Below are 25,229 nucleotides of genomic sequence, written 5' to 3' on the forward strand. Positions count from 1 at the left end.
ACTGAGCCATAACGCAGCTATAACTTCGGTTATAGCGCAGCCATAAATAAACCGGCGCGATGCAGACAAGAACAGGGACAGGGATATATGGAGAAGACAGGCAAGTGCAGCGCCGTGCTGCTGGCCGTGGCAGCGCTGCTGGTATCGCCGGCGGCAATGGCCGAGAAGATAGTCTCCATCGGATTTGCCGGGCCGCTCAGCGGTCTGAGCAGCGCCAGCGGGACCAGCATGCTCAATGCCGCCAAGATGGCGGTCGACGACGTCAACAGCGCGGATCTGCGCCTCAACGGAGAAAAGCTCACTTTCAAGTTGGTGGCGCAGGATGACAAATCCAATCCGCGCATCGCCGAAATCGCCGCCAAGTATTTCGTCAAGAGCGGTGTGGTTGGTGTGGTGGGAATCTTCAACAGTGCGGTAGCGGTCAGCTCATCGGAGATTTATCAAAAAGCCGGTATTCCGCATTTTGCTGTGTCCGGCACGCGGCGTTTTACCCAGCAGGGTCATGACACGGCATTTCGCTTCGCTGCCTATGACGAGCAGCGCGCCCACGTGCTTGCCGCCTATGCAGCGCAAGAGTTGCACAAGACCCGCATCGCCATCGTCCATGACGACAGCGTTTTCGGTCGCGACTACAAGGAAAAATTCGAAAGCGCCTTCACCAAGATGGGCGGCAAGATTGTCAGCGTCAATGCCGTCAGCGCGACCACCTATGACTTCAACGACATCCTCAAGTCGATACGCACCGGCAAGGCTGATGCCATTTTCTTTGGTGGTCTTGGATCGCAAAGCGCCATGTTTGCGCAAAACATGTATCGTCTCGGCAGCGACATCACGCTGATCACCGCCGCGTCGGTGGTCGGGCCGATGTTCCTGCAGACAGCCGGACCCGGTGCGGAAGGAACGGTCTCCATCATGCCTGGCTCTCATCAGCGCAAGAGCAAGCAGATGGAGAGTTTCGAGAAGAATTATCAGCAGCGCTACAACACCTCCATCGGCCCTTATTCCACGGTTGCCTACGATCAGGTGCAAGTGCTGGCCGCAGCCGTTGTACGCGCTGGCACAGCCAACCCGCGCAAGGTCGCCGGCGCATTGCACGCGATCAGGTACAGCGGCCTGAGCGGCAACATCTCCTTCGACGCCAATGGCGATTTGCGTGAATTGACCTTCTCCACTTTTCAGGTAAAGAGTTCTGCCTGGACCATGTTCAAGCAGTATCACGTCGGAGTGGGTAACTGATTTACAGGAAGTCCGGCATAGCTGCAATACGGAATTGGCGAGATGTAAATAATTTGCAAGCCTTGTCTTGTTACCCGGAAAGCCACGCCAGATCAGGGATACACAGTAGCCGACGGGAATCAAAGAAGGCTTGGCGAAAAAACGTTTTCGCGTTAAAGTCGGCAGCAGTCGGCATGGAAGGGCTTCATCACATGAATTGATGAGTCAATACATCATCCGGCCTGCCATCGCAGAAATGTCGCCTTGTTCCACAGGCGAAGCAGAGATTGCTGCTCGGTGAAGGCCGCCAATCCACGGAGCACTCAATGGATGTATTGAGCGAAATTCTTGATGGCATGCGATCCGATGGGATCGTGACAGGCCGCTTCACTCTCAGCGCGCCATGGGGTTTTGTCAAAGATCCCGTCAACGGCGCCAACTTTCGTATCGCCACCGATAACCCGTTCTGGATCTCCGTCAGGGATGCGCCGCCGGTGCTGATCCAGCCGGGCGATCTGATTCTGCTGCCGCATGGCGATGAACACAAAATGATGTCCAGTGTCGACGTGCGCCTGCATCACTTCGACCGTATGGTAATGGAGCTTGGCATCATTCCCGACATCACGCGGCCGCTGGCTTTCTGCGCGGGTGGCGGTGGTGCGGTCACCGACATGTATACCGGCATTCTGCTGTTTCGCGAAGCACGGCGCAACGCCGTCTTGTCGGCCTTGCCTGATCTGATCCATATCCGTGCGGAAGAAATTAACGTCTCGTCCTGGTTTACCTCGACGCTGAAATGCTTCGTCGAAGAGTCGATGAGCTGCCAGATCGGCTGGAACTTCGCCGCCGCGCGCCTGGCCGATTTGCTATTACTGCACGTATTGCGCATCTATCTGCAGCGCAGTGAGGATAACGATCTCGGCTGGCTGCGCGGTCTGCGTGATCCCAAGATCGGCGATTCGCTCATGCTCATGCATCGCCAGCCGCAGCGCGACTGGACCGTGTCGACACTGGCCTCGGAAGTCGCCATGTCGCGCTCACGCTTCGATGCGCGCTTTCGCGAGCTGGTCGGTGAATCGCCGATCTCTTTCCTCACCACGCATCGCATGCATCTGGCCAGTGAATATCTCGCCGCCGGCAATTGCCGTATCGGCGAGGTGGCCGACAAGGTCGGGTATGCATCCGAGAAAAGTTTTACACGCGCCTTCCGCCGCTGGGCCGGTGTGCCGCCGCGGACCTATCTGCGCCAGCAGGACAAGATGCGGCAAGTGACTGCACCACATTGATTCACCGGCCGGCGCGTTCGCGCCGGCTTTTCTGTTTTTTATTCCCTCTATCTTTTCGCCATTTCTCTGCATCGCCGTTGCGTCGCGGCCTCGCGATGCACGAGCCAATTCAGTGCGCGCACAGGCACGCAGTTCACCGTTTTATGGCGCTTTGCTGAGTGTTTTCAGCTTGGGTTAAATGGTTCCCTTTTTGGGTTGCAGCGTGGTTGTTACGGGTGTTGGCCTTTGCAAGAATGGGGCCTCGATATGTGACGGCTACGTGACACCAACACGGCGCCGTCTCTTATGGAGAGCGGCACGCACGCTGTCGGAGGGGGGAAAGCTTCGTCAGTCAGGCAACAGGATGGGTGTGCATTTCACGATCCGTGTTTCACGATCCGTATTCACGATACACGGTAGTGGAATGTATCACCCGAGACGTCATGATCCAGATACCCAGATGAGGCAAAACAAGATGAAACCAATCAATGCATGGATGACGGCGACCGCACTCGCGGCCGGCGCATTCGCCAGTACCTTCTCCACTGGCGCCATGGCGCAAGTCACAATTTATGGAATTGTCGACACCGGTGTTGAGTATGTCAGCAACACCAATGCCGCCGGCGCCGGCGTCGTGAAAATGCCGTCGCTGACCGGCACCGTACCTTCACGCATCGGTTTCAAAGGTGCGGAAGATCTGGGCGGCGGTTTGCAGGCGCTGTTCGTATTGGAAGCGGGGCTGAGTCCCGACACAGGCGGCATGGGGCAAGGAAATCGTCTGTTCGGCCGCCAATCCTATGTCGGTCTGAAGAATGAATACGGCACCGTGATGCTGGGTCGCCAGGTCAACATGACATACGTCGCCGGACTCAAGGCCGATATTCTCGGCCCCAACATCTACGGCACCGGCAGCATCGACTCTTATCTGCCGAATGCACGCAGCGACAACGCTATCGGCTATCTCGGCACCTTCTCCGGTGTGACGGTCGGCGGCACCTACAGCTTTGGCCGCGACACGTCCAGCGCAGGCGGCCCAGCCGCCACCAACTGCGCCGGCGAAGTGGCCGGTAATCCGTCCGCCTGTCGTCAGATCACCGGCTTGCTGGCGTATGACAGCAATAGCAAGACTTTCGGCGTTGCAGCCGCCTACGACAAGATGAACGGCGGCACCGGCGCGACCGCACCGCTGACCAGCGCTGATTATTCAGACCGTCGATTGACGCTCAACGGCTACGCCTTGTTCGGCGACCTCAAGATCGGCGTCGGTCTGGAAAATCGCAAGATCACTGCCGCGGCGAATCAGACTTCCAATATGTTTTTTGTCGGCGCCAGCTATCCGTTCGCCACGCAATGGATCGTAGACGGCCAGGTCATCCGCTACAAGGTCAAGGATACCGACAAGGTGTCCACGCTGTCGGTGGTGCGGCTGGGCTACAACCTGTCCAAGCGCACCATGATTTACACCACTCTCGGCTATATGACCAACTCAAGCACGGCGGCTGTTTCGCTTGATCCGGGCGGCACCGTCGGCACCGGCATGAACCAGCTCGGTGTCATGACCGGCATTCGTCACGCGTTCTGATGTTCCTATTTCAACAAGGCAGGAGACCACCATGGAATTCATACTGAACCGGCGGCCGACCACCTTCAACGGCGACGAGCAGACGCCGCTGTTGTGGGTGATCCGCGAATCGGCCGGATTGACCGGCACCAAATACGGCTGCGGCATCGGCATGTGCGGCGCGTGCACCGTGCATGTCGACGGCGAACAGATGCGCTCGTGCAGCGTGCCGGTCTCCAGTGTGGAAGGGCGCAGTGTGACCACCATTGAAGGTTTGTCGAGCGACACCAGCCATCCGGTACAACTGGCGTGGATCAAACTCGACGTTCCGCAATGCGGCTACTGCCAGTCCGGCATGATCATGGCGGCCACTGCCTTGTTGAAAAAATATCCCAAACCAAGCGACGCCCAGATCGATGAGCAAATGAGCAATCTGTGCCGCTGCGCTACCTATCACCGTATCCGGGAGGCCATCCATGCAGCAGCTAATTCCTGAGGCAAAGATGACACAGTCGTTGTCGCTATCGCGCCGGGGCTTCCTCAAGGTGGCCGGTGCCGTCACGGCCGGACTGATCGTGCCGCTGGCCTATGCCGTGGAGGCAACCACACCGGCAGGCCTGGTAGAAATCACCGACTGGGTGCGTATCGACGCCAGCGGCAAGACAGTCATCGGCCTGTCGCAATGCGAAGTCGGGCAGGGCGTCTACACTGGCCTGCCCCAAGTATTGGCCGATGAACTGGACGCAAAGTGGAGCGACGTCAGCGTGGAATTCGTCACCGGCCGTGATGCCTACCGCATGTCGGCCGCCTACGAACCGCCCCAGCAGTTTGTTGGCGCGTCAATGTCCATGACCATGCTGTTCCAGCGCTTGCGCACAGCCGGGGCGCAGGCACGCGATGCGCTCACGCAGGCCGGTGCAGCGCGTCTGGGCGTGCGCGCCACGCAATGCCACACCAGCGAAGGTCGCGTGATCCATTCCGCCACCGGGCGATCCGTTTCCTATGGCGAAGTCGCCGCTGATGCCGCACATTTGCGTCTGGATCCGAACCCGCATCTCAAGAGCAACAACCAGCGTACCTTCATCGGCCAGAACATGAAGCGCCTCGACACGCCGATGAAAGTCAACGGCAGCGCCGTCTTCGGTATCGACGTCCAGGTGCCGGGCATGCTGGTTGGCGCTGCGCGCATGGCACCTGCTTACACCGGCAAGATTCTCAGCGTGCGCAACCAAGCGCAGATCCTTGCGCGTCCCGGTGTGCACGCGGTGGTCATCGGCACCACCTGGCCCAAGCCGGTGCCCAATACGGTCATCGTCGTCGCCGACAGCTACTGGATCGCGAAGCAGGCCGTTGATGCTCTCGAGTTGGAAATCGATCCGGGGCCGGGCATCCATGTCGACAGCAAAAAGATTCACGAACAACGCATGGCTGCCATGGATGACGACAAGGCTATCGTTGCCTCGCGCATCGGCAACACCAGGGCCATCTTCGACGCCAATCCCGGCAAGATGATCGAGGCGCGCTACCACACGCCTTACATCGTGCATGCCTCGATGGAGCCGGTGGTAGCAACCGTGCATGTGCGCGACAACGACATCGAAGTCTGGGGCCCGATCCAGGGGCAGGACATGGTGCGTGAAACACTGAGCCGTGCCTACAAGATGGCGCCGGAAAAAGTCACTGTGCACACCAATTTTCTCGGCGGGAGTTTCGGTCGAAAGTATGTTCCGGACTTCGTACTGCATGCCGCGCAGGCATCCAAGGCCGTGGGACGTCCGGTCAAGGTGATCCGCTCACGCGAGGGGGACATTCAGCATGGCTTCTATCGTCCAGGCGTGTCCGCGCGCATGCGTGCGGTATTGGGCAAGGACGGCTACCCGACGGCTCTGCACGCGCGCGTGGTCGGACAGTCGCTGTACGGCATGATCAAGCAGGACAAGATGGCGGCTGCAGGCGGCTGGGATGAAACCATGGTCGAAGCCATCTACGATCTTGCTTACGGCGTGCCGAATCTGACCGTCGACGCCATCGATATCAAGCAGCCGATTCCGGTGAGCTTCATGCGCAGTGTTGGTAGTACGTCGAGCGTGTTCTTTCTGGAGAGCTTCATCAATGAGCTGGCCGACCAGGCCGGCATCGACGCCTATCGCTATCGCCGCAAACTGCTGGCACACGACAAGCTGGCGCTGGCGGTGCTGGACAAAACGGCAGTCGCTGCGGGCTGGGACAAGCCGCTGCCGAAGAATCGTCATCGCGGGTTCGCCTTTAACCTCTACACCGGACGCGGCGGCGCGTTCGAGACCTATGTCGCCATGGCGGTCGAGATCGAGTCCGGCAAAAATGGCATCAGGGTCAAGCGCGTGGTGTGCGGTGTCGATGCCGGCACTGCCATCAATCCGGGGCTGATCAAGGCCAACATCGAAGGCGGTATCGGCTTCGCGCTGACCAACACGTTCAAGAGCGAGATCACGTTCGCCGAAGGCGCCGCAGTGCAGAGCAACTTCCACGATTACCCGTTGCTGACGCTGGCGGAGATGCCGCATATCGACGTCGTCATCGTCAACAGCGACCGTCCTCCGCAAGGTTGTGGCGAAGTCGCACTGGCCCCTGTCGCCCCCGCAGTGGCCAGTGCGATCTTCAAGGCAAGCAAGCGTCGTCTGCGTTCCATGCCTTTGAAGTTGGATCAGGCATAGATCCGGCGCGCTTTTTGTTGCAGGCCGGCCGGGCCGCCGGATTTCCCGACGGCGGCCCGGTTTTTTTGAATCAAGGTAGAAGAGCGGCATCCCATGGACAGCATGGATCTGGAAGTATTGAAAGCAGCGCGCGGCTGGCTGGAGCATGGCCTGCGCTGCGAGCTGGTCACCGTGGCGAAGACCTGGGGTTCCAGCCCGCGTCCGCCGGGATCGATGCTGGCGCTGTGTGAAGACGGCCGCGTGGTCGGCTCGGTGTCGGGCGGCTGCATCGAAGACGACCTGATCGCCTGTATCCGCCGGGAAGGCATGCAGCGCCGCGTGCCGGATATCCTGCGTTATGGAATCAGCGCGGACGAGGCACATCGTTTCGGATTGCCTTGCGGCGGCACCATCGAACTGGTGCGCGAGCCTTTGTCTCCGCGCAGCCGCATCGCCGAGTTGTTGCAAGCACTGGAATCCCAACAACTGACCGAACGCCGACTGCGCATCGACAGCGGTGAGGTAACGCTGACACTTCAATCCGGCAAGCAGGATTTGCCGGCGGAACTGGTCAGCATCCGCGGCAACAATGTCGTCACGCATCATGGTCCGCGCTGGCGTCTGCTGTTGATCGGCGCCGGGCAGTTGTCGGCTTTCCTGGCGCAGATTGCTGTTGGCATGGACTATCAGGTGAGCGTGTGCGATCCGCGCGAAGAGTTTCGCAGCGTGTGGCAGGTGCCGGGTGTGCCGGTGGTGCACGCGATGCCGGATGACCTGGTCATCGAAATGCGCCCCGACGCCTGTACCGCAGTGGTGGCGCTCACGCACGATCCCAAGCTGGACGATCTCGCGCTGATGGAGGCGTTGCGCTCGCCGGCCTTCTACGTCGGCGCCATCGGCTCACGCAACAACACCGCACGGCGCCGCGAACGATTGGCCCTGTTCGATCTCAGCGCAGCACAAATCGATCGTTTGCATGGGCCTGTGGGTTTGCCCATCGGCAGCAAGACTCCGGCAGAAATTGCCGTTTCCGTGATTGCCGAAATGACTGCAGTTCGTCACGGAATTGTTGTGCCATCTGCAATGAACCTAGCTTTGTGAACCACATTCTTTGTTTTTCTGAATCTGCTGCCTGACGGCAACAATGACGTCGTCCTCGTTCCTCTATCACGCTATAACCCTTATTTTATAAGGCTTTCAGGGCTATATGATTGCCTTGTTTGACAGGTTGCACGATGTCTCTTTGCGCGTATTATTTCGCGAATCGAAATAGAGCATTGCTCCCATCCCCATTTTTCTTTGCTGTTGCAACAAATAAGATGCTCTCCATGGTGAACGCAGTTATGAAACAGGACATTCGTGTGAATGTCCGGCTGGTGCAACACCCGTTGGAGTCAATCATGAACATCAAGAAAATTTCCGCTGCCGTCCTTATGTTGAGCCTTGCAGGTGCTGCGCTGGCAGAAGCACCTTATCCCGAAGATACCAAATTCGTTTCCACCAAGACACGCGCTGAAGTGATCGCCGAGTTGGCACAGGCCCGCGCCAATGGCGAATTGCCGATCAACGACGTGTCGTATCCCGATAAAGCCATGGCATCGGCTGTATCGACCAAGACACGCGCCGAAGTCATCGACGAGTTGAAGCAAGCCCGCGCCAACGGCGAACTGCCGATCAACGACGCTACTTATCCTGACAAGGCAATCGCATCCGCACCGGTGTCGACCAAGACCCGCGCACAAGTGGTTGAAGAACTGAAGCAGTATCAACAGGCGCACGCCAATCCAAGCTACGCTGAACTGATCTTCCTGCGTTAATTCCTGGATGCAGGTTCTGTCGGCAGGTTGTTGTCGATAGTGAGCAAGCAAAGCAAAAAGAGCCGGCAATGATGCCGGCTCTTTGTCTTTCTGCAGTCGTGTTCAGAGGCGGGAGATGAAAATCTTTTGCAGCAGTGTGATCAGTTGCGCACGCTCGGCGTCATTGAGCGCCTCGGTCGCTTTTTCTTCCAGCTCGGCAGCGGTCTTTTCCGCCTTGACGCACATGCGCATGCCGGCAGCGGTCAGCACCAGCGTCTGCGAGCGGCGATCCTGAGGATTGCGCTGGCGCATCACGAGGTCGCGTTGTTCAAGCCGATCGAGCAAGGTCGCCAGATTCGGCGGCGATACGTTGATGGCTTTCGACAGGCGTTTCTGGTTGATGTTGGGATTGGCCTTGAGCAGGCTCAGCACCGTGAAATCGACCGGACGCAGCTCGAACTTCGCCATGCGCTTTTCAAACAGCGGCATGATGGTGATATAGGCGCGCCGGCAGTTGTAGCCGACCAGGCTCAGCAGGACGCTTTGGTCAAGCGGTGGCGCAGCGTCTGCCGTGTCGGCATCTTCTAGCTCAAATTCGGCCGGCTTTTTAGGCAGCATCGTGGTAGGTCAGATCGGATGGTATCGCCGGTGCGCCTGCAGCCAGACAAGCGTCGATGACGCCGCACAGCTGATGGGTTTCCGGAAACAGGAAGGCGAAATAATAGCACGCGCTGTCGCGCTTGCTGCCGTAGAACAAGGGATCCGCAGCGTGTCTCTGCGCCGCAGTGCGCGCCGCTTTCAGCCATAGCCACGCCATCGCTGCATGCCCTGTCAGGCGCAGCATTTCTTCTGCAACAAAATAAGGAAGCTGCGAGGGGAGCTTTGGTGCGGCGGCATTTGCTGCGGTAAGGGCGTGAATGGTCTTCGCCAGATAGCGGGTCAGTTGCAGAAGCTGTTGGGTTTGGCGCGCAAACCCGTCGTCGGCAATTTGCCTGACATCCTGCTCCACCATCACAAGGAAATCCGTCATGCGGCGGCCACCGTCGGCAAGTGCTTTTCGCAGCAGAAAATCGATGGCCTGAATCTCGTTGCTGCCTTCATAAATCATGGTGATGCGCGCGTCGCGCAGATACTGCTCAATGCCGGTCTCTGTCACATAGCCGTGCCCGCCAAATACCTGCAAGGCCTGGCTGGCGCTTTGAAAGCCGTTGTCCGTCAGCATCGCCTTGATGACCGGGGTGATGAATTCCAGTCTGTCGTGATGCCGGTGCCGTTGATCAGCGTCACCATCGTGTTCCGCCAGATCCAGCAGCAGGGCGCTCCAGTAGGCCAGCATGCGGCCACCTTCGATGCGGCAACGCTGCGCCATCAACAGCTTTTGCACCGCCGGATGCATGACGATGGAATCTGCGGCAGCTGTTGTGGCGGTGCGAACCGGCGCGCGCGATTGCGTGCGCTCGTGTGCATAAGTCAGCGCGCGCTGATACGCTGCTTCGGCAATGCCCAATCCTTGCGCCCCCACGTGCAGACGCGCCGAATTCATCATCACGAACATCGCTGCCAGTCCGCGTCCTTCGACACCGACCAGCCAGCCGGTGGCGTTCTCAAAATGCATGCTGCAAGTGGCGCTGCCGCGGATGCCCATCTTGTGTTCGATGCCGGTGCAGTGCACTTGATTGCGCGTGCCGTCCGGCAAGAACTTGGGAACCAGAAACAGCGACAGTCCCTTGCTGCCGACCGGCGCGTTGGGCAGGCGCGCCAGCACGAGATGGACGATGTTGTCCGTCATGTCCTGTTCGCCGCCTGAGATGAAGATCTTGTCGCCACTAAGCCTGTAGCTATCGTCGCCTTGCTTGACTGCCCGCGTACGCAGCAGGCCGAGATCGCTGCCTGCGTGCGCTTCGGTCAGACACATCGTCGCCAGCCATTCGCCGCTGACGATTTTTTCCAGATAGCGTGCCTTGAGCGCGTCGCTTGCATGCGCGCTGAGACAGGCGTAGGCGCCATGCAGCAAGCCGGGATACATGGTCCAGCCATGATTGGCGGCGCTCAGCATTTCGAACAATGCACAGTTGAGCAAATGCGGCAGACCTTGTCCGCCGTATTCGCTTGCACAGGCCAGTGCCGGCCAGCCGGCTTCGCAGAATTGGCGATAAGCGCTAGCGAAGCCGGTCGGCGTTTTCACTTCACCGTCTGTCAAGCGGCAACCTTCCTGGTCACCACCGGCGTTGATCGGCGCGACCACTTCAGCGGCGAAACGTCCGGCTTCTTCCAGCACCTGCTTCATCAGATTGAGGTCGACATCGGCATGCGCCTGAAGCGCGGACAGTTGAGCCGGCGCATCCAGCAAATCGTTGAGCACGAACTCCATGTCGCGCAAAGGCGGGTGATAGCTCATCAGGGCAGCAGAATCAGTTCAGCAGATAGGCGTCGTACACCACCGCATTGCCCAGGCGCATCGCATAGCCGACACCCATGGCGCGATTGAGCCAGTCGTACTTCTTGGAGGCAGTTTCAAAGTTCATGTACAGGCGGAAGGTATATTTGCTGGGGTCGACCGGCTTGCCCTTGGCGACTTCGGCCATGACTTCCGGCGGCCCGTAGCGTACGCCACGGGTTTGCAGGTAGACCAGTTCGCCGTCATCCATTTTCAGCAGATAGCGGGTGTCGATGATCGCCAGGCCATCGGCGGTGACCGTCTGCCAGTCAGCACCGTTGTTAAGGATTTCGCCATTGATCAGCGGGCCTTTAAAGTTGCCGCCTGTGATTGGAATGATGCGGCGTTTGCCGAGGTCGGAAGTCTTGCCCAGTTCCCAGATCGGCGCGACCAGATCGACTGAGAAGCGCGCCATGAAAGTCAGGTTGGGTTTGGGCGGATTCATGGTGTTGCTGTCGGCGTCGCTGGCGGCGACCGCCTGATTTGCCAGCGATGCCGTCAGGCCGGCGGCCAGCAGCAGGGATTGCAGCAGCAGAATGATTTTTTTCATTTTTGTCTCCTCGTGGATGGATGAATGGAAGCGTTCTAGTGTTTTCCAAAACCCAGATACGCCTGAATCACCTGGCTGTCATTCGCCAGTTTTTCTGATTCGCCCTGCATGGAAATCTGCCCTAGTTCCAGCACGTAGCCATAGTCGGCCACCTGCAGGGCGGCACGTGCATTCTGTTCGATCAGCAGCACGGCAAGGCCGGTCTGGCGTAGTTCAGAGACGATCTGCAGGATTTCTTTAACGATACGTGGCGCCAGTCCCAAGCTTGGTTCGTCGAGCATCAGCAGATCCGGCTTGGCCATCATGGCGCGGCCGATGGCGAGCATCTGGCGTTCACCGCCCGACAGCGTGCCGGACAACTGGGTGCGCCGCTCCTTCAGGCGCGGAAAGAGTTCGAACACCGTCGCCAGTTGATCCATCGGCTGCGCATGTCCCAGCCGCACGCGGCGAAATCCGCCCAGCAGCAGGTTGTCTTCCACCGTCATGGTGGAAAACAGTTCGCGTCGTTCCGGCACCAGCGCGATGCCTGCCATCACACGTTGCTCCAGGCTTGTGCGGCCGACCGCCTGGCCGCGATAGTGGATGCCGCCCTGCGACGGCAGCACGCCCATGATGGCGTTGAGCAGCGTCGATTTGCCAGCGCCGTTGGGGCCGATCACCGTGGCGATGCTGCCGCGCTCCAGCTTGAGGTCGATGTCGTACAGCGCCTGCACCTTGCCGTAGCTGGCGCATAGTTGTTTTACTTCAAGCAAGGGCTTGTTTGAAGTGTCGTTTACTTGATCGTTCATTCGATTCCACCCAAATACGCTTCGATCACAGCGGGATGCTGCTGGATTTGTTCCGGCGTGCCCTCCGCAATCTTGGCGCCGAATTCCATCACCACGATATGATCGGTCAGCTGCATGACGAACTCCATGTCGTGTTCCACCAGCAGGATGCTCATGCCGCTTTCGCGTAGTTCTTGCAATACTTTGCTGAGTGCCTGCTTCTCCAGATGGCGCAGGCCGGCGGCCGGTTCGTCGAGCAACAGCAGCAACGGATCGCAGCACAGCGCACGGGCAATTTCCAGGATGCGTTGCTGGCCGAGCGCCAGATTGCCGGCTTGTTCATGCATCAGATGCTGCAGGCCGACACGGGTGAGGGCGCGTGCCGCTTCGTTGAGCAGCTCCTGCTCTTCCTTGCGCTCCAGATGCAGCATGGCATTGACGGTATTGCGTACGAAACCTTGCTCGCTGCGCAGGTGTGCGCCGAGGGCGACGTTCTCCAGCACCGACATGCTCGGCAACAATTTGACGTGCTGGAAGGTGCGTGCAATGCCGCGTGTGGCGATGGCGCGTGAATGCAAGCCGGTGATGTTCTCCGCATTGAAGGTCACGCTGCCGCCGGAAGCATGCAGCAAGCCGGTCACCAGGTTAAAGGTGGTCGACTTGCCGGCGCCGTTGGGGCCGATCAGGCCGACGATCTCTCCGGCCTTGACGCCGAAGGAGACATCGTTGACGGCCACCAGTCCGCCGAAACGCTTGGAGATCTGTTCGACCTGTAAGAGCGGACTTCCCTTGGCCGGCACATCGCGTCGAGCGATGGTCGATGCGGCCGGTTGCAGCACGGCTTTCTTCAACGGCGGCACGAGGCGTGCGGCGAGGGTGCAGATCCATGGCCACAAGCCGCCACGAGCATATTTCAGCAGCAGGATAAGGATCACGCCGAACACGATGCTCTCGTAGTTGCCGCCACTGCCCAGCAGCGCCGGCAACAACACCTGCAATTGATCGGCCAGCAGTTTCAACACACCTGCGCCGAGCAGCGCACCCCACACGTGAGCGATGCCGCCGACCACCACGATGAACAGATATTCAATCCCCATCGCGAGACTGAACGGCGACGGATTGACCGTGCGCTGCATGTGGGCGAACAACCATCCAGAGACGGATGCCAGCAAGGCCGCCAGCACGAAGATCAGGATCTTGTAGCGGCCGGTGTCGACGCCCATTGCTTCGGCCATGGTGCGGCCGCCCTTGAGTGCGCGGATGGCACGGCCTGCACGCGAATCGAGCAGATTCAGCGCCAGCCAGGTCGAACCTAGCACGATGGCCCAGATCAGGAAATACAGATGACGTTCCTGCGCGAGATCGAAGCCGAACAATTGCAGGGCCGGGATGCCGGCGATGCCGTCGTATTTACCCAGCCATTCCACCTTGCCGAACAGGAAGTACAGGCTGATGCCCCAGGCAATGGTCGCCAGCGGCAAGTAGTGGCCCGACATGCGAAGCGTGATGCGGCCCAGCACATAGGCGGACACGCCAGTGATCAGCAAGCCGATCGGCAGCGTCAGCCAGGGCGACACGGCACAGGCGGTCGTCAGGTAAGAGGTGGTATAAGCGCCGATGCCGACGAAAGCCGCCTGGCCGAACGAGGTCATGCCGCCGATGCCGGTCAGCAGCACCAAACCGATGGCGACCAGCGCATACAGACCGATATAGTTCGCCTGGATGATCCAGAACTGCGGAGTCGGCAGCAAAGGAAACACCACTACTGCCAGCAGCAGAATGAGAGAGAGGATTTTTTTCTGTGAGTGCATGATGTTCATCGCTGGCTTATTCCTCATCTTCGTCATGCGCCGGCGCGACGAACGAACGCCACAACAATACCGGCAGCAGAGACATGAAGACGATCACTTCCTTGTAGTCGCTGGCCCAGAAGGAGCTGAAGGATTCCAGCAGACCGACGAACACCGCGCCGCACGCCGCCAGTGGAAAACTCGCCAATCCGCCGATGGTGGCGGCGACAAAACCTTTCAGGCCGATCAGAAACCCGGAGTCGTAAAAGATGGTGCTCATCGGCCCGATCAGCACGCCCGACAATGCACCGATGAAGGCGGCAACGGCAAAGCTGATCTTTCCCGCCAGCGTGGTCGAGATACCCATGAGACGGGCACCGAGGCGATTGACAGCCGTTGCGCGCAAGGCCTTGCCGTATAGCGTGCGGTCGGAGAACAACCACAAGGCCACCAGCAGCGCCAGCGCCGCAAGAATGACGACTACCGTTTGTGCACTTAAGGTCACTGCGCCGAACGACCAGCGGCTATCCCAGAACGCCGGTGTGCGGAAACCTTCTGCGCCGAAGAACACCAGGCCAAGTCCCGTCATCGCCAGATGGATGCCGACCGAGACGATCAGCAGCACCAGCACGCTGGCATCGGCCAGCGATTCATACACCACCTGATACATCAGCGGACCGAGTGCGGTGATCAGCAGCAGCGTCAATGCCACTTGCACCGGCAGTGCAAATTGCTGTGGTGCTGCCCACGCCACCAACGCGGAGATCAGGACGGGGGCGAGTAGATTTTTGGCGATACAGCGGGCAATACCGGAGCGTTGTCCACTGCGTAATAACGCCGTTATCTGCATGCCGGTGGCGCAAACGGCCAGCAATAGCAGCAGCCACACCGGTCCCGGTACCACGCCCTGTTGCAGCATCGCCAATGTGAGTGCACCGAAGGCGACAAATTCGCCCTGTGGAATGAACAGGATGCGCGTCACCGCAAACACCAGCACCAGGGCAATCGCAATGAGCCCGTAGACGATGCCGTTGGTCAGGCCATCGAGCAACAGGATGGCGGCAATAGAAGAATCCATGAAAGAAACGGTTCCGGTTATCTGTTAGATCAGGCGTAAATCACACGCGGTGAAACAAGAGAGAGCAAGCAAAATGAAGAGAACGCCGGAAGACGTCGGCACCGAGTCCGTCTGTCTTCCGGCATTGCCTTGTTTAAGGCGCAGCCGCTTTCCAGTTGCCGTTCTGAATCGTCAGCATGATGCGCGCATCGTCGCCCAGGCCGAAGTGATCCTTGGCGGTATAGTGCATCGTGCCTTGCGAGATCTGGATGTTGCCGGAATTTTCCAGCGCTTCCTTCAGTGCAGCACGGAATGCGGGTGTGCCCGGCTTGGCCTTCTTCAGCGCTTCCGGCACCACGCGTTGCAACACCAGTTGGGCGTCGTAGATATGCGCAGCGAACAGGTTGCGCGTGCCGGCGCCATATTGTTTTTCATAGCGCGTCACGAAGTCGGTTGCCAGCTTCTTCGACGGGTTGCTGTCGGGCAGCGCCTCCGGCACCACGGCCGGGCCGGACACCACGAACGAACCTTCGACATCCTTGCCGCCGAGACGGATCAGATCGCGCGAGGCGGCGCTGTGAGTCTGGTAAATCTTGCCCTTGTAGCCGCGCTCGATCAGCGCCTTGTGCGGCATTGCCGCGCCACTGCCGGACGCCACCACCAGCACGGCGTCAGGATTGGAGCTGACCACGCGCAATGCCTGCGCGGTGACACTGGTGTCGGCACGGCCGAAGCGTTCGGCGACGGTCATGTTGATACCGGCTTGCTTGGTCAGGCGCGCGGTTTCCTTGAGCCAGTTTTCACCGTAAGAATCCGAGTAGCCGAGGAAAGCGAAAGTCTTCACGCCATGCTTCTTCATGTGATCAACCACGCCGCCGGCCATGACGGCGGTCGACTGCGGCAGGCGGAAAGTCCAGGCGTCCTTGCCTTCGGGTGTTTCGATCGGCGAGATCGCCAGTTGCACAGTCTGTGTCTCCATGGCGACATCGGCGATCGCCAGCGTCGGCGGTACGGCGGCCGAGCCGATGATCATGTCCACCTTGTCTTCAGCGATCAGGCGGCGCGCGTTCTTGCTGGCCTGGGTCGGATCGGTGGCATCGTCGAGGATGATCAGTTTGACCTTTTCGCCGCCGATGGTGTCAGGCCACAAGGCGAAACCGTTCTTGGCGGGAATGCCGAGGCCGGAACCCGGCCCCGTCAGCGACATGATCACGCCGATGGTCAGTTCCGCATGCGCCTGTTGTGCGATCAGGCCCGAGAATGCCATCGCCGAGGCGAGCACCGTTGCTTTCAATATCTTCTTCATCTCCGTCTCCTTTTTTATAGTTGCCTGGATTGATTTTGAGCTGCTTGTTGCGTGTGCTTATTACATATGCTTATTGCACGTACTTAACTGCAAAGTTGCTTGATGTCTTCCGGTATGGGTATTGCCTTGATGCGCGCCGGATCTTCAGGATGACGGATGGCGAACACGCGGGTGTCACGGCCTTCCGATAGCAGCACGCCGTCGCGCTTCAACTGATGCAACATGACGAAAGTCTTGGCGTTCCACTCGACCACCGAGGTATGTACTTCTACCTTGTCGCCATAGGTCGCCGGCTGGATAAAGCGCGAGCCGATGTCGACCACCGGCGTGCCGATGATGCCGTGGCTCTTCTCCGTATCGCGCCAGGCCGGTACGCCGCAGGTGCGGAAGAAATTGCGTGATGAGGCGTCATACCAGCGGAAAAAATTGGGGAAGAAAACAATGCCCGCCGGATCGCAATCGCCGAACTCGACATTGACGGGATACACCACAACTTTTGACATACTGACTCCTGAATGGGTTGGACGAACTAGCGAGGCGGCAGGCGCAATGCGCCGTCGAGGCGAATCACTTCACCGTTGAGCGAAAGATTGCCGACGATGTGCACCGCCAGTTGTGCGAATTCCTCGGCCTTGCCGAGACGTTTGGGGAAGGGGATCGACGCCGCCAGCGATTGCTGGACTTCTTCCGGCAGCTTGTACAGCAGCGGTGTCAGGAACAGGCCGGGTGCAATCGTCATCACGCGCACGCCGAATTGTGCAAGGTCGCGCGCCAGCGGCAAGGTCAGCGACGTGATGCCGCCTTTCGACGCTGCATAGGCGGCTTGACCGACCTGACCATCGTAGGCGGCAACCGAAGCGGTGGCGACGATCACGCCGCGCTCGCCGTCTTCCAGCGGTTCCTGCGCGATCATTTCTGCGGCGGCGAGACGGATCATGTTGAAGGTGCCGATCAGATTGACGTTGATGATGCGGCTGAAATCTTCCAGCGGCATGGCGACACCGTCTTTGCCGACCAGGCGTTTGGCGCCGCCGATGCCGGCGCAGTTGATCAGGATGCGTGCCGGGCCGTGCGCGGCACGTGCAGAAGCGAGCGCGGCTTCGACGCTGGCGGTGTCGGTGATGTCGCAGGCTGCGGCGTGGCCGCCGACTTCTTTTGCCAACGCCTGCGCGCCTTCAATGTTCACATCGAGGATGGTCACGCGCGCACCGCCCTGCACCAATTGACGGACCACTTCGGCGCCGAGTCCGGAAGCGCCGCCGGTGACCAGTGCTGCTTGCCCTTGTAATTTCATGTCGCGTTCTTTCGCAGATTATTGGTTGGAAGCGGCTGGATTTTCCAGCAGCAGCGCGATGCCTTGTCCGCCGCCGATGCAGGCCGATGCGATGCTGTAGCGCGCGCCACGTTTGTGCATTTCGCGCGCGGCGGTAATCGACAGGCGAACACCCGTGGCGGCCAGCGGATGGCCGAGTGCAATCGCGCCGCCGTTGACATTGAGCTTGTTGCGGTCGAGGCCGAGTTCGCGTTCGACAGCGATGACTTGGGCACCTTGCGCTTCGTTGATTTCGAAACAGCCGATGTCATCCAGCGTCAGGCCGTTGCGTTCCAGCAGCAGGCGGATTGCCGGCGCCGGGCCGATGCCCATGATTTCCGGCGGCACGCCGACCACGGCGGCGGCGACTACGCGCGCCAGCGGTGTGCAGTTGTGATCGCGCATGTAGCTGCCGGAAGCGATGATGGTTGCCGCCGCAGCGTCGACCAGCGCCGAGCTGTTGCCACCGGTCTGCACGCCGTCGGGATACAGCGTGCGCAGCTTGCCTAGCACTTCCACCGGCGATGGGCGCGGATGGGTGTCGGTTGCAGCTTCGGTGACTTTACCCTGCAGCTTCAGATGGCGATCGTTATAGCCGTCGAGCTTGAAGGTCTCGTTGACCACCGGCACGATCTCATCAACGTGGAAGCCTTCTTGCTGCGCACGCACGGCACGGTCAAACGAGAGCGCCGCGTATTCGTCCACTTCGCGGCGTGTGATGCCGTATTTCTTCGCAAGATTTTCTGCGGTCTGCGGCATGGTGATGCCGGGTGCCGGATCGATCAGCGCCTCCCACATATAGTCTTGGAATTCCACCGGTGCGCCAAGGCGAAAGCCGCCGCGATGCGAAAAGGCGGCAATCGGATTGCGTGTCATCGATTCCGATCCGACCACCAGTGCGGTATCGGTATAGCCGCGCTCGATCTGGTCGCCGGCCTGACGGATCAGTTCGAAGCCGGTGCCGCAGATACGTTGGACCATGATGGCTGGCACGTCGATCGGCACGCCCGCATACAGGCCGATGTGACGCGGCAGCATGTATTGGAAGCAATCGCCGGGCGCCATGTTGCCGGCGATGACGGAACCGATGTCGGCTGCCGGCACGCCGGTGCGTTTGAGGATTTCGCGCGCGACCTTGATACCCATGTCGGTCGGCGACAGCTGCGAGAAGGTGCTGCAATAGTCGACCATCGGCGTGCGTACGCCGCCCAGCATCCAGACGTCGTCGAAGTTGGAATAGAAGGCTTTCTTTGCCATGATGCTTATGCTCCCTTGGTTCCCTGATGGCCGGATGCGGCGGGCTTATTGCCACCAGCCGGCGGACGCGGTTTGAGGATGGCCGGATTGATGTCGGCGTACAGCGCCTCCACCAGATCGGCACGATGCGTCAGCACCGCGCGTTGATTGATGGAACCCTTGTCGGTGACTTCGCCCTTGTCGAAGGACGGCGGGTCGATCAGCACCAGCGCACGGGCGACGCGGGAGGCACTGCCGGTAGCGTGCTGTTGCAAGCGCTGCAGAACGTTGCTGAAGAAATCGCGCACCGGTTGCGCGGCGACGATGTCTTCACGCGAGACGCCCGCAGGCAGTCCCGCCAGCTGACGGCAGCGTTCGAGGTTGGGCACGATCAGCATGCCGACTTCGTTGCGGTCGTGGCCGGTGATGACGGCATCCTGCAAATAGGGAGCGCCTTCATGGGCGATGACGGCGCGCAACGGACCGACGCTGACCCAGGTGCCGGTGTAGAGCTTGAAGTCTTCGGCAACGCGGCCGTCGAACATGAAGCCGAGATCATGGTTGGACGGATCGAGCCACTTGACCGCATCGCCCGAGCAGAAGAAACCTTCTTCATCGAAGGCCTCGTTGGTTTGCTCCGGTGCGCGCCAGTAACCAGGCGTGACGTTGGGGCCGCGATAGCGGATTTCCATCTTGTCGCCGTTGGGCACCAGCTTGATTTCCATGCCGGGCGTGGGGATGCCGATCTGGCCGGAGCGCACCTGTTCTTCCACCACAAACAGTGCCGACGGTGCGGTCTCGGTCATGCCCAGGCCGCAGGACATCACGATGCGTTCGCCGCAGGCGGCTTCGGCGGTGGCGTGCAGCTTGTCCCATACCGGTTGCGCCAGCGCAGCGCCGGCGTAGAACTGCATCTTCAGACGGCTGTAAAACTTCTCGCGCAGGACGGGATCTTTTTCCAGCGCATGGGCGATACCCTCCCAGCCGATCGGGACGTTGAAGTAAATCGTCGGCGCGATTTCGCGCAGGTTTTGCAGCGTGATGGCGAGACCTTGCGGCGTCGGCTTGCCGTCGTCGATATACATGGTGCCGCCGTTGTAGAGCACGATGCCGACATTGTGGTTGCTGCCGAAGGTATGGTTCCACGGCAGCCAGTCAATCAGTACCGGCGGCTCTTCGCCGAGGAAAGGAAAAGTCTGCACGATCATCTGCAGATTGCTGCAGATCATGCGCTGGGTATTGATCACCGCCTTCGGCAACTTGGTCGAGCCGGACGTGAACAGGAACTTGGCGATGGTGTCCGGTGTGGTGGCGTCATGCGCGCGTTCGACCGCGTCGGTAATCGGCGTGGCTGCCAACTCGCTGTAGAGCGTGGTGCTGCGCGCGGATGACGGCGCTTCGGTGGCGACGAACTCGATATCGCTGGTGGCGACCGCATTGACGGCGGCGGCGAACTTCTCGCCATGCGCAGCGAAGATCATTCCGGGCGTCAGCAAGTTGACTGCGTGGCGCAGCTTGGCGTAATCCTTGGACAGCAGCGAATAAGCCGACGACACCGGCGCATACGGCACGCCGACATAGTGGCAGGCCAACGCAAGCATGGCGTGTTCGAGATCGTTTTCCGACAGGATCAGCAAGGGACGCTCTGCCGACAGGCCGCGATTGATCAGGCCCTGGCCGATGTGGCGCGCGGTCTGCAATGCCTGCGCATACGTGATGTGCTGCCAGACGCCATTGGCGTCGCGTTTGGCCATGAAGCTGACGTCGGGCGTTTCCGCCGCCCAGTACTTCAGCTTGTCGCTCAGGCGCGCCGGATAGTCTTGCAATGCCTGCCGGGTCTTGACGATGCTTTGACCGTCGGCGGCATCGAAGACATCAACGCCGCTGATGCCGAATCGTACGCTGCGATAGCGTGGTGTTGTGCTCATACATGTCTCTTAATTTTTTATCGGAACTGCTTTGTATGGGGCCGCGAATTGTCGATGAAGCTTAGCTGTTGCGCTCCACTTTGTTCATCTTCAGATCAAGGAAAGCGGCAAGCCGGCCCTTGGTTTCCGGATCACTGCCGGCGACTGCGGCCATGAGCGACTCCGTCACCAGGCCATCCTGGATCGACTGATCGGCGATGCGCGGCAATACATGCGTCACGCCGTAATTGGTCATCGGCGCATTCTTGGCGATGCGCGCAGCCAGCTCCATCGCCTTCTCCATGCCTTGGCCTGCCGCGGTGAGATATTGCGAGATACCGGCCTGGTGGCCTTCCTGCGACGACAGCACGCGGCCGGTCAGCATCATGTCGCTCATGCAGGCGACGCCGACCAGACGCGAGATGCGCACCGATCCGCCACCGCCGACGAACAAGCCGCGTTGTCCTTCCGGCAGACCGTAGAAGGCGCTGTCTTCGGCTACACGGATATGCGCCGCGGAGGCCAGCTCCAGTCCGCCACCAATGACCGCGCCGTGCAACACGGCGATCACCGGCACGCCGCCAAACTGCACGCGCTCGAAGGCGGCATGCCACATGCGCGAGTGGTACATGCTTTCACTGGTGTCGCGCTCGCGCAGTTCGGAGAGATCGAGACCGGCGCAGAAATGGTCGCCGTTGCCGCGTATGACCGCGACCTTGATTTCCGGTGGCAGGGATTCGAAGCAACGCTGGATGGCGCGCACCAGCGGATCGCTCAGCGCATTGCGCTTGGCGACGCGGTTGATGGCGACGACGGCAATCGCGCCGTCGTAGTGGATATCGAGAAGATCGTCAGAATGATTCGTCATGGCCAGCCTGTTGTTGGTGCTTGTGCGCTGAGGGTATCGCTTGCTTTTATTCAGCTTGCCTTCAGCTTGTTTGTCTCGAGATTGCTCAGCAGGGATACCGGCAATTACTTATAAGTTATAACTGTTATTTAGTATAAGTATGTAAACGGAAAATGCAAGTATTAACCGGTGCAAGCAGTGCATTGAAAACGTAAAACAGGGCGGCTACCGAACAACGCAATGCCGCTTGTGGCGCGGCTTGCAGCGATGCGTTCATGCTGCACTGCATCGAGGTTGCCGTGCACAAGATCTGTTTGCCGGCAACACACAGGCTGCTGCGCAAGTCACCCAGACGAAAAAAACGCCGGTGTGCATTGCATCACCGGCGTTCTGGTTTTCTTCAATTGTCGCGGCTGACCAGTCTGACTATTTGCCGGTGTCTTTCACGTTGAGGAATTTATCGAACTCGATGTTGTACACCTCGTTGCCGACTTTCTCCACCTTGCGTACATACACCGTTTGCACGATGTCGCGTGTCGCAGGATCAATCGAGATCGGACCGCGCGGGCTGTTGAGCTTGATGTTCTTCAGGATTGCCATGGCCTTGTCGCCATCGATGTTGCCGTTGAGCTTCTTCGACACTTCGTAGATGGCGGCCATGCCGTCATAGGCGGCCACTGCCATGAAGTTGGGGCGCCCGCCGTTAGGATTCGCTGCGGCATAGCTCTTCAGGAATGCCTTGTTCTCCGGCGAGTTGTGCGCCGCCGAATAGTGGAACGTCGTGATCACGCCCAGCGTTGCGTCGCCCATTGCCGGCAGCACGTGATCGTCGGTGAGGTCGCCGGTAGCGATGACCTTGATACCGGCTTCGGCCAGGCCGCGTTCACGATAGCCCTTCATGAAGGCAATGCCTTGCTCGCCGGCTGGAACGAAGATGAAGACGGCTTCCGGCTTGGCATCCTTGATGCGCTGGATGTACGGTGCGAATTCAGGATTGCGCAGCGGTACGCGGATCGATTCGATCACCTGGCCGCCACCGCCCAGCAGGTTGGTCTTGAACGCGGTTTCGGCATCGATGCCCGGACCGTAGTCGGCAACCAGCGTCACGACTTTCTTGATGTTGTTCTTCAGCGCCCAGGTCGCCATCGGACCCGACACCTGCGGCAGCGTCATCGAAAAGCGCGCGATGTAGTTCGACTTGGTAGTGATGATGGATGTTGCCGCATTCATGATGATCATCGGCTTCTTGGCTTGCTCGGCGATTGGCGCCACGGCCAGCGCTTCCGGCGTCAGCCCGAAGCCGGCGAGGAAATCGACCTTGTCGCGCACCACCAGCTCTTGTGCCAGGCGCTTGGCGATTTCAGGCGACGGCCCGGTGGTGTCCTTGACGATGATCTGAATCTTCTTGCCGGCGACGGTATCGCCGTTCTGCGCCATATAGGCCTTGATGCCGCCTTCCATCTGTTTGCCATAGTCGGCAAAGGGGCCGGAAAAAGCTGCGATCAGACCGATCTTGATGGTATCTGCCGCCTGCACCTGCACGGCAGCAAGAAAGTTGACCCCCGCGAACATTGCCAGCAATGCCGATTTTTTAAACTTCATGTTTGTCTCCTTCGATACGTTGTCGTTGCGTGGCGCATCTGGTGCATGTAGTACATGTGATGCCTGATACGGACTGCGCACGCGATTTTTCAACCTTGAGCTTTGATTTTTTCATCTTCTGCAGCGCTGAATGCCTTGTCGGGAGACCGTTACAGACGTGTTCTACAAAGTCTGTCGCTTCGCGCTGCCCGACAGGAAATTTTTCTTGTCGCTGGATTTTAGCTGTTGCTTGTAGACGACGCTGTCGAAAATTTTCTGCTTTGCGCATTCTTGACAAGCTTCAGCGAGAACAATAGTATCGCAACAAGCGTTCGGTAACCAACATCTTGTTCGGTGATCGAACATTAAATAAAAATGAAATAACAGAGACGAAACGTTCAATGCCTCTTCAGGCAAGGAACCGATCAAGTAGACATTTGCGGCATTGCAGGATTTCGCCGGCGGTTGTCGGCAACGCTGAGGTCGAAACTCAGGCAGCAACTCAGGTTCACCTTAAGCAGCAACACAGTACGAACAGCAACATCTCAACGTCTTCCGCTCATCAATCGGAAGGCGGACTGAACGCAACCCTGCGAAACCCGCGGAAGCCCGTGTTCGGCCACACTGAATCCACGTATCGACACCGGGGAGGGGGACGACACACGTCTGCAGTCTGCGGACATGCCAAGTCTTCCAGCAGCATCAAGAAGTCGGAAACAAAGTCAAGAAATCGCAAGATTGGCAATACCAACAAGACGAACTTAAAAATTTCACGTTTCAGGAGGAGGCACAATGAAGAAGACAATTTGCAGCGCAATCGCGCTGATGGGCGCAATGGGTGCAGTGTGTACAGGCAATGCCATGGCGCAGAGTTCGGTCACCATCTACGGTATCGTCGATACCGGCGTGGTCTACACCACCAACGCCAACGCTGCCGGCAATTCGGTATTCAAGATGCCGTCGCTGACCGGTTCGTTCCCGTCGCGTCTCGGTTTCAAAGGTTCGGAAGATCTCGGCGGCGGGCTTGAAGCCATGTTTGTTCTGGAGGCCGGCTTTGCACCGGACACTGGTTCAATGGGACAAGGTAATCGCCTGTTCGGCCGTCAATCGCTGGTCGGTTTGAAGAGTAATACCTGGGGGCAGATCATGCTGGGCCGCCAGGTCAACATGACTTACATCTCGATGTTGAAAACTGACGTGATGGGTCCGAACATTTTTGCGATCGGCAGCATCGACGGCTATCTGCCAAATGCACGCAGCGACAATTCCATCGGCTACCTGGGCAACTTCTCCAACTTCACCGTCGGCGCGACATACAGCTTCGGCCGTGATACCTCGGCAACCGGCGGCCCTGCTGCAACAGGCTGTGCGGGCGAAGTGGCCGGCAATTCCAAGGCTTGCCGCCAGGTCACGGCGCTGCTCGGCTATGACAACAAATCGTTCGGCGTGACTTCGTCCTACGACATTCTGTACGGCAATACCGGCGCAGCCGGCGGCCTGACCAGCAGCGACAACACTGACCAGCGCGTGACCCTGAACGGCTTCGTCATGATCGGCGACACCAAGATCGGCGCCGGCGTGGTTGATCGCCGCACGCGTGCTGCGGGCGCGGTCAATACCAATTCCGACCTGTATTACCTGGGTGCGAGCGTACCGCTGTCGACAGCGCTGGTACTGGACGCACAGGTCGCGAAGCTGAACGTCAAGAGCAGCCCCAACGACGTGACCCTGATGGTTGGCCGCCTGACCTATAACCTGTCCAAGCGCACTGCGCTGTACACATCGCTGGGTTATCAGAAAAACGGCGGCACTTCCGCTGTCGCGATCGATGCAGGCGGCACAGTCGGTGCAGGCAAGAATCAGCTGGGCGTGATGTCGGGTATCCGTCACACTTTCTGATGCTTATCTGAAAACGTCCAAAGGAAATCTT

General features: G+C 59.3%; 21 protein-coding genes. 8 read left to right on the top strand and 13 right to left on the bottom strand.

Annotated elements, in window-relative coordinates:
* The first annotated feature begins 87 nt into the window (after positions 1-87).
* The 7 genes from hmeg3_RS01040 (at position 88) to hmeg3_RS01070 (ending at position 8,530) form a co-directional block, all read left to right on the top strand.
* Positions 88-1,236, top strand: coding sequence for a branched-chain amino acid ABC transporter substrate-binding protein (locus hmeg3_RS01040; protein WP_094562075.1), 1,149 nt, complete (start codon positions 88-90; stop codon positions 1,234-1,236).
* Between the two features lie 305 nt (positions 1,237-1,541).
* On the top strand, positions 1,542-2,501 hold the full coding sequence (locus hmeg3_RS01045; protein WP_094562076.1) for an AraC family transcriptional regulator: 960 nt from the start codon (positions 1,542-1,544) through the stop codon (positions 2,499-2,501).
* 454 nt (positions 2,502-2,955) lie between these two features.
* Positions 2,956-4,062 carry a porin gene (locus hmeg3_RS01050; RefSeq protein ID WP_094562077.1) on the top strand — a complete coding sequence of 369 codons (1,107 nt, stop codon included), beginning with the start codon at positions 2,956-2,958 and terminating at the stop codon, positions 4,060-4,062.
* A 31-nt stretch (positions 4,063-4,093) separates the two neighbouring features.
* Positions 4,094-4,537 carry a (2Fe-2S)-binding protein gene (locus hmeg3_RS01055; protein ID WP_094562078.1) on the top strand — a complete coding sequence of 148 codons (444 nt, stop codon included), beginning with the start codon at positions 4,094-4,096 and terminating at the stop codon, positions 4,535-4,537.
* Positions 4,518-6,734, top strand: a complete 2,217-nt coding sequence (locus hmeg3_RS01060) for a xanthine dehydrogenase family protein molybdopterin-binding subunit (RefSeq protein ID WP_094562079.1) — start codon at positions 4,518-4,520, stop codon at positions 6,732-6,734. Before hmeg3_RS01055 ends, hmeg3_RS01060 begins: the two co-directional genes overlap by 20 nt.
* Positions 6,735-6,827: 93 nt before the next feature.
* Complete coding sequence (locus hmeg3_RS01065) at positions 6,828-7,814, top strand: XdhC family protein (protein ID WP_094562080.1); 987 nt, start codon at positions 6,828-6,830, stop codon at positions 7,812-7,814.
* A 299-nt stretch (positions 7,815-8,113) separates the two neighbouring features.
* Positions 8,114-8,530: a DUF4148 domain-containing protein gene (locus tag hmeg3_RS01070; RefSeq protein ID WP_094562081.1), complete on the top strand. Its 417-nt coding sequence runs from the start codon at positions 8,114-8,116 to the stop codon at positions 8,528-8,530.
* 102 nt (positions 8,531-8,632) lie between these two features.
* On the opposite strand, the gene hmeg3_RS01075 is transcribed toward hmeg3_RS01070, so the two are convergent.
* The 13 genes from hmeg3_RS01075 to hmeg3_RS01135 form a co-directional block, all read right to left on the bottom strand.
* Positions 8,633-9,127: a MarR family winged helix-turn-helix transcriptional regulator gene (locus hmeg3_RS01075; RefSeq protein ID WP_094562082.1), complete on the bottom strand. Its 495-nt coding sequence runs from the start codon at positions 9,125-9,127 to the stop codon at positions 8,633-8,635.
* Positions 9,117-10,907, bottom strand: coding sequence for an acyl-CoA dehydrogenase (locus hmeg3_RS01080; RefSeq protein WP_094562083.1), 1,791 nt, complete (start codon positions 10,905-10,907; stop codon positions 9,117-9,119). The genes hmeg3_RS01075 and hmeg3_RS01080 overlap by 11 nt, the downstream gene beginning before the upstream one ends.
* Positions 10,908-10,920: 13 nt before the next feature.
* A complete protein-coding gene (locus tag hmeg3_RS01085; protein WP_094562084.1) occupies positions 10,921-11,496 on the bottom strand; it encodes a DUF3237 domain-containing protein in 576 nt (191 codons plus the stop codon).
* Positions 11,497-11,531: 35 nt separating this feature from the next.
* The gene (locus hmeg3_RS01090) at positions 11,532-12,284 is read right to left on the bottom strand and encodes an ABC transporter ATP-binding protein (RefSeq protein WP_094562085.1); all 753 of its coding nucleotides are present in this window, start codon (positions 12,282-12,284) and stop codon (positions 11,532-11,534) included.
* Complete coding sequence (locus hmeg3_RS01095; protein WP_094562086.1) at positions 12,281-14,083, bottom strand: ATP-binding cassette domain-containing protein; 1,803 nt, start codon at positions 14,081-14,083, stop codon at positions 12,281-12,283. The genes hmeg3_RS01090 and hmeg3_RS01095 overlap by 4 nt, the downstream gene beginning before the upstream one ends.
* Positions 14,084-14,090: 7 nt before the next feature.
* Positions 14,091-15,131, bottom strand: coding sequence for a branched-chain amino acid ABC transporter permease (locus hmeg3_RS01100; RefSeq protein WP_094562087.1), 1,041 nt, complete (start codon positions 15,129-15,131; stop codon positions 14,091-14,093).
* 133 nt (positions 15,132-15,264) lie between these two features.
* Complete coding sequence (locus hmeg3_RS01105) at positions 15,265-16,416, bottom strand: ABC transporter substrate-binding protein (RefSeq protein ID WP_094562088.1); 1,152 nt, start codon at positions 16,414-16,416, stop codon at positions 15,265-15,267.
* An 83-nt stretch (positions 16,417-16,499) separates the two neighbouring features.
* A complete protein-coding gene (locus tag hmeg3_RS01110) occupies positions 16,500-16,919 on the bottom strand; it encodes a thioesterase family protein (protein ID WP_094562089.1) in 420 nt (139 codons plus the stop codon).
* 26 nt (positions 16,920-16,945) lie between these two features.
* Positions 16,946-17,710 carry an SDR family NAD(P)-dependent oxidoreductase gene (locus hmeg3_RS01115; RefSeq protein ID WP_094562090.1) on the bottom strand — a complete coding sequence of 255 codons (765 nt, stop codon included), beginning with the start codon at positions 17,708-17,710 and terminating at the stop codon, positions 16,946-16,948.
* An 18-nt stretch (positions 17,711-17,728) separates the two neighbouring features.
* Positions 17,729-18,985: a thiolase family protein gene (locus tag hmeg3_RS01120; protein WP_094562091.1), complete on the bottom strand. Its 1,257-nt coding sequence runs from the start codon at positions 18,983-18,985 to the stop codon at positions 17,729-17,731.
* A gap of 5 nt (positions 18,986-18,990) precedes the next feature.
* The gene (locus hmeg3_RS01125) at positions 18,991-20,892 is read right to left on the bottom strand and encodes a feruloyl-CoA synthase (protein WP_094562092.1); all 1,902 of its coding nucleotides are present in this window, start codon (positions 20,890-20,892) and stop codon (positions 18,991-18,993) included.
* 61 nt (positions 20,893-20,953) lie between these two features.
* The gene (locus tag hmeg3_RS01130; RefSeq protein ID WP_094562093.1) at positions 20,954-21,739 is read right to left on the bottom strand and encodes a crotonase/enoyl-CoA hydratase family protein; all 786 of its coding nucleotides are present in this window, start codon (positions 21,737-21,739) and stop codon (positions 20,954-20,956) included.
* A 405-nt stretch (positions 21,740-22,144) separates the two neighbouring features.
* Positions 22,145-23,320, bottom strand: coding sequence for an ABC transporter substrate-binding protein (locus tag hmeg3_RS01135; RefSeq protein ID WP_094562094.1), 1,176 nt, complete (start codon positions 23,318-23,320; stop codon positions 22,145-22,147).
* Between the two features lie 771 nt (positions 23,321-24,091).
* Between hmeg3_RS01135 and hmeg3_RS01140 the strand changes: the two genes are divergently transcribed.
* Positions 24,092-25,198 (top strand): porin, encoded by a 1,107-nt coding sequence (locus tag hmeg3_RS01140; protein WP_094562095.1) that lies wholly within the window; start codon positions 24,092-24,094, stop codon positions 25,196-25,198.
* Positions 25,199-25,229 lie beyond the last annotated feature (31 nt).

It is taken from the genome of Herbaspirillum sp. meg3 (genome assembly GCF_002257565.1).
Taxonomy (GTDB): Bacteria; Pseudomonadota; Gammaproteobacteria; order Burkholderiales; family Burkholderiaceae_D; genus Herbaspirillum.